Source organism: bacterium (assembly GCA_021372535.1).
GTDB lineage: Bacteria > Latescibacterota > Latescibacteria > Latescibacterales > Latescibacteraceae > JAFGMP01.
Genome location: JAJFUH010000013.1, coordinates 12,240 through 32,612 on the forward strand (window position 1 = coordinate 12,240; position 20,373 = coordinate 32,612).

The window sequence follows — 20,373 nt, forward strand, 5'->3', positions numbered from 1 at the left end:
CGTGAATTACCCCTTCTCCGTGTCTCCGTGGATTATTTTTTTTATATATATTCTCAGATAAATCCGGATTAAAAAACAAAGATAATGAATCATTCCGAAAACGAAAGATACCGCCGACATTTGCCTGAAACGTTCGGCATGAAAACGGGCTCGGAGACATTCCCGCTCATGGTTCTTCCGCAGGTATCCAATGTCTGCAATTCGAACTGTGTCCACTGCTGGTTCGCCGAGAATCCGAAGCTCAGGCAGCGTGACGGGGTCAGATTCATGCGCGGGCAGCTGCTGCGGAAGATCATCGATGAAATCGCCGCGCACACCGATCCGAAACCGCTGATGCGGATTACCGGGGCCGGGGAACCGTTCCTCATGCCCGGGCTGACCGATATCCTCGTCTATGCCGCGGGAGAGAAAAACGTAAGGGTCGGCGTCATTACGAATGGTTCGCTCCTGACACCGGACATTTCCCACCGGCTGATCGATGCCGGTGTCGAAGCGCTGGAAATTTCGGCTGATGCATCCGACCGGGAATCGTACGAACGTATCCGGCGGGGTCTCAGCTTCGATGTTCTTCTCGGAAATATCGGCTCCATGCTCGACTATCGCGATAAAACCGGCGGCAAAACGAAAATAATCGTCAGTTTTGTCGAGAATCCCGATGAGATAGACCCGGATGCCGTCGAGGATTACTGGCGAAAGAAAGTCGACAACGTTATCCGTCGGAAATATCTGACATACGGGCAGATTTCGGAAGACAAGTATTCGGCGGAAACCTACCTTCCCCCGGAAAACCGGGTGCCCTGCCCTTATCCTTTTGAAAGGATGGTCATACTCGCGAGCGGATACGTCACGTTCTGTAATTTCGATGTAGCCGACAGCCTCTATATGGGGAATGTCAACAGTCGGACTATCGGGGAAATCTGGCGCAGCGAGAAATTCGAAGCCCTGCGCGCTTTAATCCTCGGGGGCAGGTATGAAGAAATGCCCCTCTGCGCAAAGTGCAACGACTGGAAGTACAAGTCATGGAAATACAATTACTTTAAAGTTCTCAACGATACGGAAACCAATGAACAGTAGCACTTTCATTTCTATCCTGATGAGTGTAAACCATCAGCGCCCGCACCGGGAAATGGAGCACCATGCCGGACGGTAACGTTGCAGTCATCGGAGGCGGGCCGTGCGGCTGTTCCGCAGCATGGGAACTGGCTCGTGCCGGTTACGGGGTAACCCTCGTGGAGGAACGCGAATGTCCGGGCGGGATGGCGTCTTATCTGAAGTACGGCGATAACATTTACGAATTCGGCACCCATGTTTTTCACACCGACCGGCAGGACCTTCTCGCACGCATAAAGGACCTCATGGGAGCGGAACTCCTCGAATTCGAGCGGGGCAGCAAAATCCACATTAAATTCCGCGGACGGTATTTCGTATATCCGCTTCAGGGGGCGAATCTTCTTGCAAATCTTTCCCCCTTTCTGACACTGAAGGCCATACTGAGCTTCCTCGGCTCGTTTATCAGGTATGATTGCCTTCGTCTCGGCGCGCCCCGGAATACGGAAGACTATCTCATTCAGAAATTCGGCAGGGTTCTCTATGAAATCTTTTTCCGGGATTACTCGCATAAAACGTGGGGGGTTCCGTGCAGCGAGCTCGATGCCTCGTTCGGCGCACAGAGGATTCCGCGATCGGACATTTTCAGTCTTGTCAAAAGCGTTCTTTCCTCCCTGGGACTTTCACGGCTTGTCGATTCCCACCCGCTCAGCGAATCGGTGATCGGGAAGATATATTATGCCGAATCGGGCATATGCAGGATTTTCGAAAAAATGGCCGGAGAAACGGAGTCCCTCGGCGGCACGATGCTGACCGGCGCATCCCTCGAAAAAATCGTCGTCGAGAACAACCGCGTCCGCTCGGTCATTCTCAGGCAGGGCGAGGATAAACGGGAACTCGATACCGACTTTGTCGTAACGACGATTCCTCTTCCCGTGCTCGTACGGTGCCTGCCGGACGATACTCCCCGCGAGGTGCTCGCTGCGGGCGAAAATCTCCGCTACCGGTCGATTGCCCTCACCGGGATGCTGGTCTCGAAACCGCAGGTGCGGCCGGGGTATTTCACCTATTATCAGAACCTGACATTCAATCGCCTGTCCGAGCCAAAGAACCACGGCCTCAGGGTTGCACCGGACAACCATTCCCTCATTATCGCCGAGACGGTCTGCGATTATGACGATCAGGCGTATCGCGGCGACGCGGAATTCCGCAGGGCGGTCACCGATGATCTTGTCGGCGAGGACCTCGTGAAAAAACACGAGATAGCCGAATCGCATCACTATGCATGGAGGTATGCTTACCCGATTTATCTTACCGGATACCGGAAACATCTCGATGTCATTCTGAGCTATCTCGATACCATCCCGAACATTCACACCACAGGCAGGAATGGTACATTCAACTATGTCAACATGCATGTTGCCATGCAGATGGGACTGAACAGCGTGGAACCTGTCCGATCGTACATGGGAGACGCCGCTCACAGCGCAGCTCCGGGAGAATCATGAGAAGCCATGACAGGAATCGGCCCCGAAACACATCCGGCAAATCCGCCGAAAAGAATATTATCCATACTCCAGCCCGGATATATGCCGTATATCGGTTTTTTCGAGCTCATGGCGCGCTGCGATGTTTTTGTTCTCTACGATGACGTCCAGTATGACAAGAATTCATGGCGGAACCGCAACCGGATACGGGTTCCGGAAGGCGCGGCATGGCTGACAGTCCCGGTGATCACCAGAAACCTCGCGGGGCAGCCGATTCTCGATGTCGCTGTCGACAATACGAAAAAATGGGCTGTCAAACACCTGAGAACCCTCGTTCAGTATTATTCAGGAACGCCGTTTTTCAAGGTTTACATCCCCTTTTTTGAATCCCTCTATTCAAGGACATGGGAACAGTTGTTCGAGCTCGATTCCGAAATCATTACCTTCATCAAAAACGAGCTGGGGCTCACCACCGACATCGTGCGGTCATCGTCTTTGAGTTTAAAAGGACACAAAACCGGAAGGATAATAAAAATATGTGAGGAACTCGGCAGTGATGCTTATATTTCCACGAACGGTGCGCAAAACTATCTTCAGGATGACCTGTTCGGACAGGCCGGTATCGCGCTCTGTTACCAGAATTACGAATGCCCCCGATATCCACAGGCATTCGAGGGTTTTGTAAGCCATCTTTCGGCGGTCGACCTCCTGTTCAACTGCGGCCCCGGTTCCCGCGAGGTCATGCTCTCAACGAGCAGGTGCCCCTTTAACGAACCGGGAAAATATCGCGGTGTCGGATAACAAAGCGCCGTGAAGCGTTCGGGAGATGTATAATCGAACAGATACATGACACGATTGATCCTCTAACATATATATCTTAAACACCCTTTAACCAGGAAAAACTATGACGCTCTCAACTGTGCATAAAACGAACCCGATTCTGTTGACGGCGCTTGTGCTGACAGTCCCGCTCCTCTTTTTCGCATGCGCGCCGTCCAAAATGACCGATGAACCGGATAAACGTGTTTTCTCCATGAAATCTGTCCGGGACAGCTGCACTATCGACGGCAGGCTCGATGAGGCTGTCTGGAAAGAAGCTGACAGACTGGGCGCATTCCGTGTCGATGCCGATCCTGCAAAAATACCCATGGCGCAGACACATGTCAGCCTGGCATACGATTCCACCCGCCTGTTTGTCGCGTTTGTGTGCGAAGAACCCATGATGAAACAACTGAAGGCCGATTCCGCATCCGGAAACACAGGCGCGTGGGACAAGGATTATTGCGAAATCTGCCTTTTCTCACGGCCCGAGACTCCCTATTATTCGCCCTTCATGCAGCGTCTCGATTATATGAACGCGCGGGAGGAAACCCGCACGATGCGTCATTTCCTCGTTTCCCCGACGAACAACCGTCATGAAGGCAACGTTTACAAGGTCGGCTCCCATACGCCGTACATTGTGGACGATGCCTGGGATTGTAACTGGCAGAGCTCCGTGGGAATGCAGGGCGACAGGTATGTCATCGAGATTGCCATACCCTGGGATTCAATCGGCGGGCATCCAAAGCCGGGTCACACCTTCATGCTCAACTTCATCCGTAACCGTCAGTCCTCCGGCAATGAAATCTCGTGTTTCAACTGGTATTCGGACGAAAACATACGGGTCAGGCCTTTTTCTTCGGCGGGTTTCATTCAGGAATACCCGACAATCTTCGCTTCGACGTCTTTCATGGACGATCATGCCGTTATCACCCGGTTTGTCGAAACGAAAGACCCATGGGCAGTGGATCGCCCGGTCGAGGAATACGAACGCGTTCTGACCGGTCGGCCTGTTCCCCTGAGGGCGGCGCACTTTTATCTCGGGCTGAGGAGTTTCCTCATTCCCGACAGAATTCTGAATCTGTACGACAAGGGAACATGGGCCGCCGAGGAACAGAATCTTCTCACCGAAACAGGCCGCGCCGGGATGAACGGACCCTTTCTGCCCGGTTTCATGAACACTGTCGGAGTATCGGGTCTGGACAGTCTCTACCGTTCATATGGGATGAAATTCTCGCTTCATCCATATATCAACAGCAATGAGGCTAAAAAAGCGGGCGCTACCATAATAACACCCGGGGGCACCGCGGCTTTCTTCGATCCGGTTCACATGAGCATGAAGGAAAAAATGCTCAAAAACTGGCTCTCTAAATATGGGAAGGAGCCCTGGCTGTTCGACATCAGGGGCCAGGATGAACCCTTCAACCAGATCGCTTCCATTCTGCAGCCGGGAACGATCGACCGGGTGAAAAAAGAGCTCCGCGATGAATTCGGCGTCGAGCTCGATGTTCCCGCGGGAATACCGGATGTTCCCTATCAGAATCAGCAGGTGCATAAAGTCAGTCTCGGCGTGCCCGACCAGAAGACGGCGCTGTCGAGAATCGCGGTGTTCCGCTGGCTGAACCGGGCGTTTGCCGGGGTTGCGCGCGGCGAATATGCAATCGTAAGGACATACGCTCCCGGCAAGCTCTATCAGGCCTACAACCGTAACTCGGTCGCAGACCTGGATTTTCTCGATCAGTCGATGGTCTATGATTATACCGATTATTATTCCGCCGACCCGTATCCGTCGTTCTGCATGCTGGTGTACGGCGGCGCGCGGACACGGTATCATGTGGGATTCACAAGCAAATTCGTCACCGATATGGCGGCAGGAAAACCCACCCAGATGATTGTCCAGGGCTGTGAAATGATCCAGCGCCTGTCCACGGTTGAAAATGTCCGCGAATGGGCAAGCCAGGCGGCAAAAGCGGGCGTAACCATGATCGACTGGTGGGGAACGCCCCGTCTGAACTATCCCGATGTCTACAGGGAGATGCTCAGGCTGTCACGGCTCTGGAAGGAGCTGCCGGCTCTCGATATACCGTCTTCATCCGACATTGCGGTGCTTTTCAGCGATGATTCCCGCGCCGCCGCCGGTGACGAGGCTCTCCACGGTCATTACACGCTCCATGTGATTCTCGGGGAAAAGTTAGGCGCATGGTTCACATATGTCAGCGAAAATCATGTCCGGAAAGGTCTTCATACGCTCAATGGCAAAAAGCTCATAATCGCCCCCCAGCTTGGGTATGTGTCGCGGTCATTTGCCGAAAACCTCATCGGGCATGTGGAACAAGGGGCCACGCTTGTGGTCCTCGATCCCGACGCCCTGACCTGGGACATCATGAGCGGTCCCCTGACAGACCAGCGGATGAAGCTGCTCGGCATCCCTGACTGCAGTAAACGTGAAGCCGCCGAGATGCTGCCGGGCAGCGAAGCCCGTACGCGTTTCAAAATCGATGCGCCGCTGCCGTGCCGTCCCCTGCGGATTGTCGGAGATACGATGAATGCCCGTGTGCTCGATGTTCCCGGGGATGCGAAGATTCTTTTCACCTATTCCGATGGCAGTCCCGCCGCATACACCCGTCCGCTTGGTAAAGGGGAGGTTATTGTATTCGGCGCGATGCCGTTTCAGGATAGCGAATGCGCGATTGCCTCGACCCCGTGGGAGAAATTTTTCGCAACGCTGATCGATGAACAAAACATAAAGCGCGATCTTCCCATCTGGAAATTCATGTTCCCGAAAACGGGCGGCGAGGTGGAGACGATAGACCTTCTGGTTAAAATACCGCCAGAATGATACTACTCATTGTGAAAGCATTACATGGAGCCTGAGCATAAAACAACTGATGCGGTCTGGGAAGGGCAGGTAATACAGGCGCGGGAAGCCTGTTTCTATAACGGGTTTCTTGCCTCCCTTCTCAAGCCTCATACCGGGAGCCGTATTCTTGAAATCGGTATGGGTATCGGTAATCTCACGGAGCTCCTGATCGGGCATACGGTCTCGTATATCGGCATCGATAATGTCAATGAGCACATACGATGGGCTCATGAAAGGTTTACCGGCAGAGCTTTCGAGGGGCTTGTTCTCGACATCGAGGATTCTGAAGCGCTTCAGGCATTGAAGGAAAAAGAGTTCGATACCATCGTTTCGGCGAATTGTTTCGAACACCTGAAAGACGATGCCGCCGTACTGAAAAATCTCTGCCTCATGTCGCCGCCGGGTACGAAATTTGCCTTTCTTGTTCCCGCGCACGGCATGCTTTTTGGCGCGATGGATGTTCAGGCCGAGCATTACCGGCGGTATTCGAGAACGGGATTCATACGTACGCTCGAACAATCCGGCTTTACGGTGGAAGGATCGCGGTACTTCAATATGACCGGGGCGCTCGCGTGGTTTCTCATGGGAAAGTTTCCCATCGGAAAGAAGCCCGAGGGACAGAGCGAGAAGGCCGGCAGCCATTTCCGGCTGCTCTATGCGGGATTGACATTACTCAGGCTCCCGCTTAATGTAATCCTGAAACTGGAAACACAGATACCGGAGCCATTCGGGCTCTCTTTGATTGTATGGGGCAAAAAAACGTAGTACCTGACTGACCCAAATTGTTCACAAGATTCAATAGAACACGGATTGAAACGGATCGGGCGGATTTTCGCGGATTTGAATTTTGTACCTGACTGATGGACATTGTAGAGGTAATTCATGAATTACCCCTACTTCAGGTTTCCGTGGTTATATTTTATTGATATTTTTCATGAATAATCCGGGCTCACAAAGCTTTTATCCATTAACGATATGACGGGGTATTTCCATGTCCAGACACCGTGACAGGCGCAAAACCGAAAACATCACCCCCACACCGGGCAAACAGAAACGTTTTCGCACGGTTCACATAGCCCTCGGGATTATCTTCGTTATTGCGCTGACACTCAGGATAGCCTATATCCGGCAGACCGACATCGATACCCCGATCAGGGCGGACGCCAGAAATTATGTCATATATGCCAACAACCTCGTGAAATTCGGTACCTTTTCACAGGAATTCCCCTCGGAGAATCCTCAGCCGGACAGCTACCGTTCACCCGGTTATCCGCTGTTTATCGCGCTGAGTTTCCTTACGGACGGCGAAAAGGGATTCTATCCCATTGTGATCTATACGCAGACCGTTCTGAGCGCCCTGTGCGTTGTGCTGACATTCTATCTCGGCATGCAGTTTCTGCCGGTCTGGTATGCCTTCGCCGCATCCGTGCTCGTGGCGTTCAGCCCGCATCTCGTGTCGATGACGAGCTATGTGCTGACCGAGACCCTTTTCAGCTTCGTCCTGCTCGCCGCCCTCACTTTTTTTCACCTGGCATTCAGAAAACACCCGTACGTGTTTTTTACTCTCTCCGGTCTGCTGTTCGGATACGGATACCTGATAAACCCGACTATCGTTTTCTTCCCGTTTGTCCTGATGTTCATAATCCTTGCGGAAAACGGATTCAATCCGGGAAAGATTCTGCACGGAACTGTATCGCGGGCCTCTCTCCTGTTTCTTGTCGTATACCTCCTTTTTCCTGCGGGATGGCAGGTTCGCAACATCATTTCGCTGCCGGAAAATGCGCCGAAGGGAAGCTCGCGGGCAATGACCGGGCTTGTCGCGGGAACCGTGTACCCCGATTTTACCTACAAAGATCCCCGCTATAAAATGTATCCGTACAAGGAGGACGATGAATTCTGGAAAATGACCGAATCCTTCAGTCATTACCGCACGGTGTTGTTCGAGCGGTTCAAACAGAATCCGAAACGGTATCTCTGGTGGTTTCTTATCGGAAAGGCTTATTATCAGCTGAGCTGGAATCTGCTGGAAGGCGGACAGGGAGATGTGTATGTATACCCGGTTGTCATGTCCCTGTACCAAAAATCGGAGGTTGCCGACGCAACCCGGCTGATCATGAAGTTTCTCCATCCGATCATCGTTCTTATAATCATTGCCGGACTGCTCTTTTTCATAAAATACCGCCACGCTGTTTTTCAGGGGTCCTTCGCGGAAACGCCCCTCTATGTTCTTTCCTGTTTCGTATATTTTTTCCTGATCTATTTCCCTTTCACCAACCTGCCCCGATATGAAATTCCGCTCCGTCCCGAAATGTATCTGTGTTCTCTCGCTGTGGCGTGGTCTTTCATGTATTTCAGGATGAATTCACAGAGGCACGCAGCCGTCAGAAAAAAATGAACTGATCCCGGAATACAATTAACACGATCTATTCACAAATAAAACACGGATTTTCGTGGTTTTGAATTATATGGCATTGGCAGTAATGTCGCTTTTTTAATTGCATCTAAAGATAGTATTAATAATATATTATGACTCCTTGTGCCCTGGTGCCTTTGTGGTTAAATATATTTCATGAATAATCAGGACTGAATACGGAGAACTGTCAGGTATGGATGAAAGAACGTAAAAAATATTGTTGCTATGTAAAAATATTACTTGCGTACTGTTTATTAATCAGCTATATTTCAGCCATGATTGACAGAGGTGCGCACATTTGATTCATACATTAACATTGCCGGTATTTAATATTATGCCGTAAACATGAGCGATCCATTCATGTGGCATAACACGATTACCGGACCTGCAGACTCTTTGGGAGGTGTGCCGTACCGCTCCGCTTCATTGGGGCAACAGCGCAACGAGTGCGAAGCAGCGACGCACGGCAGGTGTTGAAGCCATTTTTATGAAAAAATGAATACCGGTAATTTTGTTGATGAAAAAATGACATTTTAACCATATATTTCGTGTATTACCGATTCGGATTATATATACGGGATGTAAAAAAGCAATCGCGTGATTATCACATACCACCCATTTCACCGGAGAAAGATGAATGGAAAATCTCTTGAAGTATATTCATGACGGCGGTCCTGCGATCATGTGGACACTGGTCGTGATGTTCGTGCTGGGGTTGGCGATTACCCTGTGGAGACTCATCGTCATCATGCTTGCGATGATGAATACGAAATCGCTCTATAAGAAGGTCTATGAAGCGCTCCAGGACAAGGAAAAGGGACTGGAGAAAGCATCGGAAATATGCACGAGGACTCCCGGTCCGGTGGCGACGATAATTCATGCCGGGCTTTCACGGGTTCACAGGGGAATCGAGCATGTCGAAAAGGCTGTCGAGAGCGCCGGAGCGGTTGAAATGGCGTTTCTCGAAAACGGTCTCGTGTGGCTTGCGACTATCGCGAATATCGCCCCCATGATCGGATTTTTCGGGACTGTCGCCGGAATGATCAGGGCATTCAAGGATATTGCCGCAGCAGGCGATGTCGAGCCCTCGATTGTTGCTACCGGTATTTCCATCGCCCTTATCACGACCGCCGGGGGTCTTCTCGTGGCGATTCCCATCCAGATGGCGTACAACCTCTGCGTATACCTCATCGACAGGATTGTCGTGAGCATGGAGGAGAACGCAAGCAGGTTCATCGATACGCTCGTCGATCTGGAATACGACAAACCGACTACCGAGGCAAGCTGATCATGAGGGGATTGAAACGGGCGCGCGCTTCGGCGGCGATACCGACATCGACAATGGCGGATATAGCGTTTCTGCTCATCGTGTTCTTTCTTGTCACCACATCGATGTCCCAGGACAAGGGGCTGGGGTTGACGCTTCCCCCGCTCGGTTCATCCACGAGGGTCCCGAGCCGTAATATCACCAAGGTGTGGATAAACACCGCCGGTGAAATCATGCATGACCAGGACCTGGTTACGCTCGAACAGATGGGCCAGAGAATCGCCGTGATGACAAAAGAAAATCCCAATCTCATCGTGTCGATTAAAACGGCTCCCGAGGCGCGGTATACATTTTTCGTGGATGTCGTCGATGAGATAAAAAAGGCGGGCAACGATAAGATATCGATTGCCGAACCGGATAACCAGTGAGGAAATGATGCATTCGAGGTTCAGAAAACGAAAAAAGATTGAATCGGGTATCCCGACCGGACCCATGGCCGATATATCGTTTCTCCTCATCATCTTTTTCATGGTATCGACCGTGTTTGTCATATACCGGGGATTCCCGGTCGACCTGCCCCGGGCGGAGAAAATCGATGCCCTCAAAAGCCGGAGGAATGTGGTCAATGTATGGATCGGCCCACAGGGAAGAATCATGGTCGATGAATATGAAACGGAATTGACGGATGTCGCCGGTATAGTCCACAAAAAGCTTCAGGAAAATCCCCGTGTCGTGGTACTCGTGAAGTCGGACAGCAATACACCGTACCGCATGGTATCGGGGGTTATCGAAGAGTTGAAGATGGCACAGGCGCTCAGGGTATCATTTGTCACGAAGAAGGAATAATGACTGCCTCAATTGTTGGATTCAAGACACCGCAGGCCGACCTGCACCGTAAATCGCCGAAGATTTTCATTTCCTGTATGATGATTTCGCTTCTTCTGGTTATTGTCGGGATTCAGGTGCCGATTCTCCGCGAACGGAATCTTGACAAAAAGATCGTGCCGCCTCCGGTGATCATTCAGCTCGAGAACATACCGGAAACCCGTCACCAGGTGACGGTACCGGCGCCGAAGCTCGCGATACCCATCGAAGTGGAAAACGATGTCATGCCGGATGATGTGACTATCGAGAGCACGAATCTCAATCTCAATGCTCCCGCAAAAGAGGTGGCGCCCATGGTGGAGCTTCCGAAGCCCGAATCCGGCGCGGAAGCGGTCGAGGAAGAAGTGTACGAGCTGCACCTCGTCCAGGAACCTCCCGTTCAGACGGAGGTGGTTAAACCGGAGTATCCCAAAGCGGCGCTCGAAGCGAAGATTCACGGCACCGTATTCGTCCGGGCGCTTATCGGCACCGACGGCACGGTGGAAAAAGCCGAGATTGTCAAGGGACCGGACGCGCTTCAGGACGCGGCTCTCAAAGCGGTGCTCCAGTGGAAGTTTAAACCGGCGAAAATGAACGATAAAGCGGTAAGGTGCTGGGTTTCCATACCGGTCAGATTCGAGAATTAGAAAGTGGCAGAAAAGTTTTTTCATGCCCGATAATGAAATGTATTTTATATTCGCTATGAGGGGTATGTAAATCGACACGTCGTATCGTCCCTTGACAGCATGCATTTTCGCATACGATTTCATTTTACCGGGCTTTTCATGAAAATTGGAGTTTGTTCGATGAAAATTGTTCACGCTTTCATAGTATGTATGGTATTGTGCGTATTCATGGTGCAGGCCCAGGAATCCGATGTTGTGAACAAGGAGTCCGGAACCGAATACAAGTCAGGGCTCAAGCTCTATAACGAGGGGAAATACTCCCAGGCGATACCGTACTTTCAGAAAGCGTACAGCCTCGACAACCGTAACACGGCGGCGCTCTTCGCTCATGGACTTGCGCTCAACAAGATAGGAAAATACCGTGAAGCCGCGGCGCAGTTCGAGAAAGTGCTCGAAAAAGAACCCGCCCACGAAAAGGCGCTGAAGTCTCTTGCCGCCGCCTATATCAATGCGGGGGATAATGAAAAAGCCCTTTCTGCATATGACCGGGGAATTTCGTCCGCGCCGAAGGACTCATACTACTATCTTGGCAAGGCAAAAATCCTCATAAATCTCAAAAAGTTCGGCGATGCACTGCCTCTCATACAGAAAGCCCGCGAGCTCAATCCCCAGAGTATGGAGATTTCCGAAGCGCTGGCTCAAACCTATGTTGAGCTGGGACGGATGGATGACGCCTATGAAATTGCCTCCGATATCCTCGGAAAGGACAGGAATCATGCCCGAGCCCGTGTCATTGTTGCCGATTATAAGCGGCTGAAGGGCAAGCTCGGTGAAGCTCTCGAGGATTACAGGCTTGCGGCGAAAAACATCGAAACAAAAGCCTATGCCGAGCATTTTATCGAGGTTATAAACCAGAAACTCGAAGAGACGGAGATCGAAAAGGAATACGAGGCGCGGCTCGCGGCCGATTCAACAGCTAAGGCCACTGTGGATTCGGCTTCCGCGACGGAGCCGGTTACCGTGAGCACAGAGCAACCGTCTTCCGGCGAACAACCGCCTATCCCTGAATCCACGGATAAGAAAAGCGGCGGCGGGCTCTGGCTCCTGCTCATCATCGTCATATTTGTTATCGGGCTTGTTATTGTGCTCGCTGTGAGAAGCTATCGTAAGCATTGATATTACACAACATTGAAATGCCGGTCTATTATCGAGAAGTCCCTTCGGGACTCCATGAGCCACCGGGGTGTCCGGGTGAGTGCCGGAAGTGCTTTTCGAAAATAACCATAGAATTCATCCCCGGTTTGAAATCCTGATTTAATTCTGCATGAACACTCGCCACTGTCTATCCTCATATCTCGCTTCATCGATGATTCCCTTTTTATAGCACGATCACCGTATGACACATAAATTAATCCTTGATTTTATCCACGCTCTTCATTAATGTGATTCGTGATTGTACGCCTGTCCTTGAAAATATTTTCATTTAAAAGCAGGTGAAAAACACTTGATGGGTAAATCAAAGCTGTCAAGAGTCGGCACGAAGTGCCGATCCCCGATTAATAACTCGGGGACATGTTTATATGCCCTTGACAGCAAACAATCAACATATTTCATAATCGGGCGCGTGGAAAGGTCACTTTTTCACCGCTCGCTTAATCGGGGGGAGTAACCAGATGAAACGGCGACAGTTTATCCGGGCGGCTGCGGGAAGCGCGGTGTTCGCAACCGGCTTTGTTGTAACAGGGTGTTCCACGAAAAAGGAATACGATCTGCTCATAAGCGGCGGGACTGTCTATGACGGCCTCGGCGGCGAGGGAATCAAAGCCGATGTCGCCGTGCTGGGCGACAAAATCGTGAAAATCGCGCCCGCCATCAGGAAAACGAAAGCGCAGGTCGTCATCGAGGCGGACGGCATGGCTGTCGCGCCCGGATTCATCGATCCCCACACGCATACCGATGTCCAGCTCCTGGTCAACCCGAAGGCTGAAAGCAAAATCAGGCAGGGCGTCACCACCGAGATCGGCGGCAACTGCGGCGGTTCGTACTTCCCCATTTCCGACCAGTCGTTCGAGGAAATCAGTGACAACCTCCGGAAAGAATTCGAGCTCGAACTGACCTGGCGCGATATGGACGGTTTTATAAAGCGGCTTGCCGAGAGCGGATCGGCGCTCAATTACGGAACGCTCCTCGGGCAGGGATCGCTCCGTGAGGCGGTCATGGGACCGTACGACCGTCCCCCCACTGCCGAGGAACTCGAACACATGAAACAGCTTGTCCGCGAGCATATGAAGGCCGGTGTCGTGGGATTGTCGTCGGGTCTCGAATACACGCCGGGCAGTTTTGCCACAACGGAGGAACTCATCGAGCTGTGCCGTGAAGTCTCGGCGGCGGGCGGCGTTTATGCCACGCACATGAGAGACGAGGGGGATAAACTTCTCGAAGCGATAGACGAGGCGGTCACCATCGCCCGTCAGACCGGGGTGAGCCTCGAAATCGCCCATTTCAAGGCAGCATACCCGCAGAACTGGCCGAAAATAGACGCCATGCTGTCGGCGGTCGAACAGGCGAAAAAGGAGGGCATCGCCGTACAGGCCGACCGCTACCCGTACCATGCATGGTCGACCGGGCTGAACTCCTATTTCCCCATGTGGTCGCGTGAGGGGACGACCGAGGATTTCATCAAACGCCTCAAGGACAAATCCCTTCAGCCGAAGCTCAAACAATATGTCAACGAACGTGAAACGAAGATCGGCTCGTGGGAGAAGGTGATCATCTGCTCGGTGCTCCTCGACAAGAACAAGCACCTCGAAGGCACGAATGTCCAACAGGCGGCAACCGAAGCCAAGAAGCCGTGCTACGATTTCATGCGCGACCTCCTCATCGAGGAAGAGGGCCATGTCAGCATGGTCACATTCGGCATGAGCGAGGATAATCTCAAGCGTGTGCTCGCCCATCCGCTCGTGACCGTCGGGTCGGACGGCAACTCTGTCGCGCCGTACGGTGTGCTCGGCAAGGACAAGCCCCATCCGCGTTTCTACGGCACATTCCCGCGTGTGCTCGGAAAGTTCGCCCGCGAGGAGAAGATATTCCCCCTTGCCACGGCAATCAAAAAGATGACCTCGCTCTCAGCCGCAAAATTCGGCCTGACCGGGCGCGGAAGCATCGCCGCGGGGAATTTCGCCGACCTCGTCGTGTTCAACCCCGACACGGTCATCGACAAGGCGACATTCGAGAATCCGCACCAGTATCCCGAGGGTATCCCGTATGTGATCGTCAACGGTCAGGTGGTTATCAGCGGCGGCGAACACACGGGAGCGCTTCCGGGGCGGATACTGCTGAAAACGGGGAATGTGTGAAAAGTTATCGATCCATTCATAAGATGTGATAGAACGCGGATTGACGCGGATCGTGCGGATTTTCGCGGATTTGCTTTATATCTTCATCCGGATGTGACTTCTGATAATCACTTATAAAAGTATAAACAATATGTTATAAATCTTTGTGCCTTTGTGTCTTTGTGGTTGAATATTTTCAGATTAATCCTGAACAGGAGATTTCCGTGAAGAAAATCCTTATCGTGTTCTGTATTGTAATTGCCGCAGCGCTGGCGGTTTCCGCTCATGCCGCGCCTTCATCCTCAGACCGGCTTCCCATACCGACGGGGCCCGGTGCAAAGTGCGAGCGGCTGGACGGCAACCTCGAAAAGCTCGCATGGGACAGCGAAGGCGTTCTTGTCTGGGAAGCCCCGATCGGCGACCGTGTGATGTTCTCGTTCCCGCTGCCGCAGGGAGCGAAGTTTGCTGACTACGGTCTCGGAAAGTTCGACCTCAAAATCGAGGGAGGACCCGCCGATGTAATGGTTTTCATCGAGCAGCCCGGCCAGAAACGGCGCGTCTACCGCCCTGTCGACATCATCGCTCCCCATGAGGGATGGGAAACGATCCATCTCGATCTCAGCCAGCCGGAAATCGTCCGCGAAACCTTCTACGAGGCCGATGCGCCCCGGATAACGTTCAATCTCTGGGCAGTCAAGTCCGGATATTCCGAGGAGGCTCCGACCCGTCAGATATCCATACGGAATGTGCGCCTCGTAAAGCGGTATCTCGATGTCCGATGGAACGGTCGCGATTATGAGTCGAAAACCGGCCCCGACGGCGAGCTTGTCTTCACCTATCCCATCGTGGTGGCGAACAGGGACTCGAAAAGCCGCACAGTGGCTTCGCGCCTCGATCACTGGAAAGGAAGGCTCTGTTCGGGCACGATCTCTCCCGCCACGGCGACCATAGCGCCCGGCGATTCCGCATTATTCACCGCAACGCTCCGTCTCCCCGCCGACCGTGCGCGGACGCTGCCCGCACTCTACTGCGAGTGGTTCCTGCCGGTCTTTTCGGTGAACGGCGCATCCGATTCGGAGGAGGGGATTCTCCGTTCGAGCGACCGTATCACCCTGCCGCTCATCATCATGCCGAAACAAATGCGGAATCCGGTCATTCTCTTCGGCCCGGAAGATATCCGCGGCATAATGGAGCGGTACCGGACGACCGACTGGGGCAAACGCGAGGGCGACGGCTACATCGCCCAGGCGGATAAAATGCTCCAGGGCGGCCTGACCATCCCTGATGGCCCCGGCTGGACGGCGGCGTACTATTTCTGTGTCGAGCACCGCACACCGCTCGTCCACGAGGGCCCGGGCAGACACCGCTGTCCCATCGGCGGAGAGTACCTCACGACGGACTTCATGGGCGTCGACCTCGATCTCGATTATCGCACCAACGAGCACGCCGCGATGTTCACGGGGGCGAAAAACCTCGCGCTCGCCTACCTGCTCACCGGCGACAAACGCTACAGCGAAGGGGCGCTCACCATCATCCGCCAGTACCGCGACAAGTACTTCACCTGGCCGTGGCTCGACCTGGACGCGTCGAATGAAACAATCGACAAGGGCCGTGTCCAGTTCTCCAAGTACATGGAAGCCATGTACATGATCAACCTCACCGAGGCATACGATATCCTCAAGGGAACCGGCGGCGTTTCTCCCGAAGAAGGGCGCGACCTCGAATGGAATTTCCTCATTCCCATATCGGTCGAGATGACCGATTACCGCATGAACATGCAGCACCGTCAGCAGGCCATCACGGCAAACGCGATTGCGACCGGCCTGTGCTGCGGACATGCGCCGCTCGTTGCCTTTGCGGTCGCGGGGGACAAGAATTACCTTAACCTGCGTCGGTACCTGTCGACCGGGGACGGCATCCCGAACGAGCACGGGTACAACAACGACATGGGGCGGCAGTTTTTCATAACTGCCATGCTTTTCCGCGACGGCATCGACACGTACGACGATATGCTCCGGCGGCTCCTCTGGGGAGGCCTGTGGTGGAGCGTTCCGTTCAACCCCAGACAGTACGGGGATGTCTATCTCGACGCTTCGAAGCACTTTCCCGATCCGCTCTACCGCATGCTCGCCTCCCGTGACCTTCTCGACGGCGAGGCGCCTCCGCTCAACGGCGCACGGGTTGATTTCGGCACTCCTCCCTCGGTGAACTTTCCCAACTCCGGGCTGAGTATACTCAGACGTCCCTTTGAGAACGGCACCATGGACGCCGAGTTCAAGTGGGGCATACCCGACAACCGCGGATCGTTCTCGGTGCTCTCGCTCGGCCTCTTTTTCGGAGGATACAACTGCCAGAGTTATCCCGGTCATTTCCCCTGGGGATCGACCGATCTCCACCACGAGTGGCAGATACAGTCGGCCTCGCATTCCACCATCGTGGTCGACCGTCGCAATCAGTCCGGCATGAAGGATTACTTCAAGGATCACTACATGCCCCACGCTTCGCGGCAGCTTTCGTTCGAGGATGGTTCCGACGCGGCATCGACCGTGGTCTTCAACGACCGTATCTATCCCGGTGTGAAGATATGGCGGGCGGTCTGCGTGCTGGATGGCGCATACCTGGTGCTCGACCTGCTCCGATCCGACAGCGAGCATGTCTACGACCGGTGGTTCCACGGCGTTCCCGACAAATCGAACGGGCTCGCGGGCATTCATCTCGACATGAAGCCGCATCCGGAACCCCTCGGGAGCGCCGACGGCTACGAGATGGTGCAGAACCTCTCCTCGGCGGTTACCGGCGGGGACTTCGGCTGCGACTGGCTCCTTTCCGGGAAAGGGACGAAGGACGAGCTTCACCTCGCCATGCGGGTGCTCAACACCGCGCCGGTCGAGGCAATTCACGGCTTCGAATTTTCGCGTCAGTACCGCGGGCCGGAAAAGGAGTTCCTCCTTTTGAGCCGTAAAGCCCGTAACGCCGATTTTATCGTTCTGTTCGAGCCGAACCGCGGCGAATCGAAGCTTTCACGGTACGAGCGGTTCGATGTCCCCGATGAAAAAGGCGCGAAAGTCGCGGGTGCGACAGGCGTGCGGCTGACTCTGGCGGGGAAAACCTACGAGGTTATTCTCAATCCCGATGAAGCGGCGGTCAAAACTGTCGGCGGCGTGACCCGGAAGGTGCTTTCTGTCGGTGTCGAGCGGTGAATTGCTGTTTATACGGGAAATCATTGATTACAGCCCCCCAAACTCTCGGCCCTGTGCGCTTTGTGGCTCTACGCTTCGCCTCGTGTCCTCCGGAGGGGGGTAAGGGAAGTCGCTGCGACTCCGGTAGTTACCTGCCCCCGGTGCGCTCGCTGCGCTGTCGCTCTGATGCAGCTGAGGGGAAGGTGTCACGAAGTGACAGAAGGGGGCTTTTACCCTGCCACACGCTGCGAGGAATTCTTTTGATTAACCGGACAATAATACCCGTTATAATGGGAGGGGCGGATGTCAACCGGTAAAGAAAAACCTGTATTCGTGCTTGTATGTAACATTTTGTTAACGCTCTTCTGCATAGTTAATTGTACGCAAGAACATTCCACTTCCATAAGTAAACAAAATGTACTCCCTCCTGCAGCACAGATAATCCCTAAAGCCGATACCCTCTTTGGAGATGTACGTGTCGACAACTACTACTGGTTAAGAGATAAATCCAATCGGGAAGTTATCGCCTATCTTGAATCCGAAAACAAATACACCGAATCCGAGATGAAGCATACAAAGGATTTTCAGGACAGTCTCTACAGGGAACTTTTAGGGAGAATCAAAGAAACGGATGTTACCGTCCCTGAAAAAATCGACGATTACTACTATTATTCCCGTACCGAAGAAGGTAAACAGTATCCGATAAATTGCAGAAAAAAGGGTAGTCTTGACGCTCAGGAAGAAATTCTTCTCGATCGGAATGTTCTTGCTGAAGGTCACGATTATTTCAGAATCGGCATCTTTAAGATAAGCCCTGATCATCAGCTTTTAGCATATTCTGCCGATACAGCCGGATCGGAAACCTATACGATATATATAAAGGATTTACGTACGGGCAGACTGCTCGATGATGTTATTCCGAATACATATTATTCAGTGGAATGGGCAAATGACAATAAAACCATTTTTTATAATGTACTGGATGATGCCAAACGTCCTTACAAGCTCTACAGGCATGTTCTGGGAACCCCATCGAACGATGATATCATGGTGTTTCATGAAAAAGATGACATGTATTATCTGAATCTTTCAAAATCAAAAAGCAAGAAATATCTGATACTGTCGCTTGAAAGCAACACGACGACTGAAGTGCATTACCTGAAAGCCGATTTTCCGTCTGATACTTTTAAAATACTACACCCCCGGCAGCATAACATGGAGTATTATGTTGACCATCATGGTGAAATGTTTTTCATCACAACCAATGAAAATGCAAAAAACTTCAAGTTAATGGAAACACCAGTCCGGAATCCTTCAAAGAAAAACTGGAAAGAGGTAATTCCCCACCGTGATTCGGTAAAAATCGATGGAATAGAAGTTTTTAAAAACCATCTCGTTGTATATGAGAGGGAAAACGGGCTTAACAAAATACACATAAGGAATCTGTCCAATCGCGAGGATTTTTCAGTCGATTTTCCCGAACCTGTCTATTCAGTTCGTCAGGGAAATAATCCTGATTATAATACCACACTTCTCCGGTTTCATTACACATCACTCATTACACCGGCATCTGTTTACGATTTTAACATGGACACCCGGACCCGCGAGCTGAAAAAACAGGATGAGGTTCTTGGCGGATATGACCCATCTCTTTACCAGTCTGAGAGAATTTATGCAAAAGTACCGGACAGTACAATGATTCCGGTTTCGCTTGTTTACAAAAAGGGGATGGTTAAAAACGGGATGAATCCCCTTCTGCTCTATGGCTACGGATCATACGGAAACAGCATTGACCCGGCATTTTCATCAAACAGGCTGAGTTTACTCGATCGGGGCTTTATATTCGCGATAGCACATGTTCGGGGCGGCGGAGAAATGGGCAGATACTGGTATGATAACGGGAAATTACTGAAGAAAAAAAATACATTTACCGACTTTATCGCATGTGCGGAACATCTGATTGAAGAAAATTATACATCGAGCGAAAAACTGGTTATCGAGGGCGGCAGCGCCGGCGGGCTTCTTATGGGGGCTGTAACCAATATGCGGCCGGATTTATTCAGGGCTGTTGTCGCTCATGTTCCCTTTGTGGATGTTGTCAATACCATGCTTGATCCTTCCATACCACTGACTGTCACAGAATATGAGGAATGGGGAAATCCTGGAAATAAGGATTATTATTTTTACATGAAGTCCTATGCTCCCTATGATAATGTCGAAGCTAAAGCCTATCCTGCCATACTGATAACCGCTGGTCTGAACGATCCGCGTGTTCCGTACTGGGAACCGGCAAAATTGACAGCAAAACTGCGCGCTCTGAAAACTGATACGAACCTTCTCCTGCTCAAAACAAACATGGGCGCGGGACATGGCGGAGCGTCCGGCCGGTATGATTACCTTAAGGATATTGCTTTCGAATATGCATTTGTTTTTAATGCTTTGGGGATAAAGAATCAGGTTAAATCATACCAATAAT

At 52.1% G+C, this 20,373-nt stretch carries 14 protein-coding genes; all 14 read left to right on the top strand.

What is annotated here, in order from left to right; genetic code table 11:
* Nucleotides 1-138 precede the first annotated feature (138 nt).
* A complete protein-coding gene (locus LLG96_01145; protein ID MCE5248803.1) occupies nucleotides 139-1,074 on the top strand; it encodes a radical SAM protein in 936 nt (311 codons plus the stop codon).
* Nucleotides 1,075-1,136: 62 nt separating this feature from the next.
* Entirely contained in the window at nucleotides 1,137-2,555 is a 1,419-nt protein-coding gene (locus LLG96_01150; GenBank protein MCE5248804.1) for an FAD-dependent oxidoreductase, read from the top strand.
* A 6-nt stretch (nucleotides 2,556-2,561) separates the two neighbouring features.
* Entirely contained in the window at nucleotides 2,562-3,335 is a 774-nt protein-coding gene (locus LLG96_01155) for a WbqC family protein (GenBank protein ID MCE5248805.1), read from the top strand.
* 103 nt (nucleotides 3,336-3,438) lie between these two features.
* The gene (locus LLG96_01160) at nucleotides 3,439-6,192 is read left to right on the top strand and encodes a beta-galactosidase trimerization domain-containing protein (protein MCE5248806.1); all 2,754 of its coding nucleotides are present in this window, start codon (nucleotides 3,439-3,441) and stop codon (nucleotides 6,190-6,192) included.
* A gap of 24 nt (nucleotides 6,193-6,216) precedes the next feature.
* Entirely contained in the window at nucleotides 6,217-6,978 is a 762-nt protein-coding gene (locus LLG96_01165) for a class I SAM-dependent methyltransferase (protein ID MCE5248807.1), read from the top strand.
* 226 nt (nucleotides 6,979-7,204) lie between these two features.
* Nucleotides 7,205-8,608, top strand: a complete 1,404-nt coding sequence (locus LLG96_01170; protein ID MCE5248808.1) for a glycosyltransferase family 39 protein — start codon at nucleotides 7,205-7,207, stop codon at nucleotides 8,606-8,608.
* Between the two features lie 655 nt (nucleotides 8,609-9,263).
* Nucleotides 9,264-9,914: a MotA/TolQ/ExbB proton channel family protein gene (locus LLG96_01175; protein ID MCE5248809.1), complete on the top strand. Its 651-nt coding sequence runs from the start codon at nucleotides 9,264-9,266 to the stop codon at nucleotides 9,912-9,914.
* Nucleotides 9,915-9,916: 2 nt separating this feature from the next.
* A complete protein-coding gene (locus LLG96_01180) occupies nucleotides 9,917-10,321 on the top strand; it encodes a biopolymer transporter ExbD (protein ID MCE5248810.1) in 405 nt (134 codons plus the stop codon).
* A 4-nt stretch (nucleotides 10,322-10,325) separates the two neighbouring features.
* Nucleotides 10,326-10,739, top strand: a complete 414-nt coding sequence (locus tag LLG96_01185; GenBank protein MCE5248811.1) for a biopolymer transporter ExbD — start codon at nucleotides 10,326-10,328, stop codon at nucleotides 10,737-10,739.
* Nucleotides 10,739-11,404, top strand: coding sequence for a TonB family protein (locus tag LLG96_01190; GenBank protein ID MCE5248812.1), 666 nt, complete (start codon nucleotides 10,739-10,741; stop codon nucleotides 11,402-11,404). Before LLG96_01185 ends, LLG96_01190 begins: the two co-directional genes overlap by 1 nt.
* Before the next feature lie 159 nt (nucleotides 11,405-11,563).
* Nucleotides 11,564-12,559 carry a tetratricopeptide repeat protein gene (locus tag LLG96_01195; protein ID MCE5248813.1) on the top strand — a complete coding sequence of 332 codons (996 nt, stop codon included), beginning with the start codon at nucleotides 11,564-11,566 and terminating at the stop codon, nucleotides 12,557-12,559.
* 497 nt (nucleotides 12,560-13,056) lie between these two features.
* Nucleotides 13,057-14,739: a D-aminoacylase gene (locus LLG96_01200; GenBank protein MCE5248814.1), complete on the top strand. Its 1,683-nt coding sequence runs from the start codon at nucleotides 13,057-13,059 to the stop codon at nucleotides 14,737-14,739.
* A 203-nt stretch (nucleotides 14,740-14,942) separates the two neighbouring features.
* Nucleotides 14,943-17,918 carry a heparinase II/III family protein gene (locus LLG96_01205; GenBank protein MCE5248815.1) on the top strand — a complete coding sequence of 992 codons (2,976 nt, stop codon included), beginning with the start codon at nucleotides 14,943-14,945 and terminating at the stop codon, nucleotides 17,916-17,918.
* Between the two features lie 282 nt (nucleotides 17,919-18,200).
* Nucleotides 18,201-20,372, top strand: a complete 2,172-nt coding sequence (locus tag LLG96_01210) for a S9 family peptidase (GenBank protein ID MCE5248816.1) — start codon at nucleotides 18,201-18,203, stop codon at nucleotides 20,370-20,372.
* The last annotated feature ends 1 nt before the right edge of the window (nucleotide 20,373 follow it).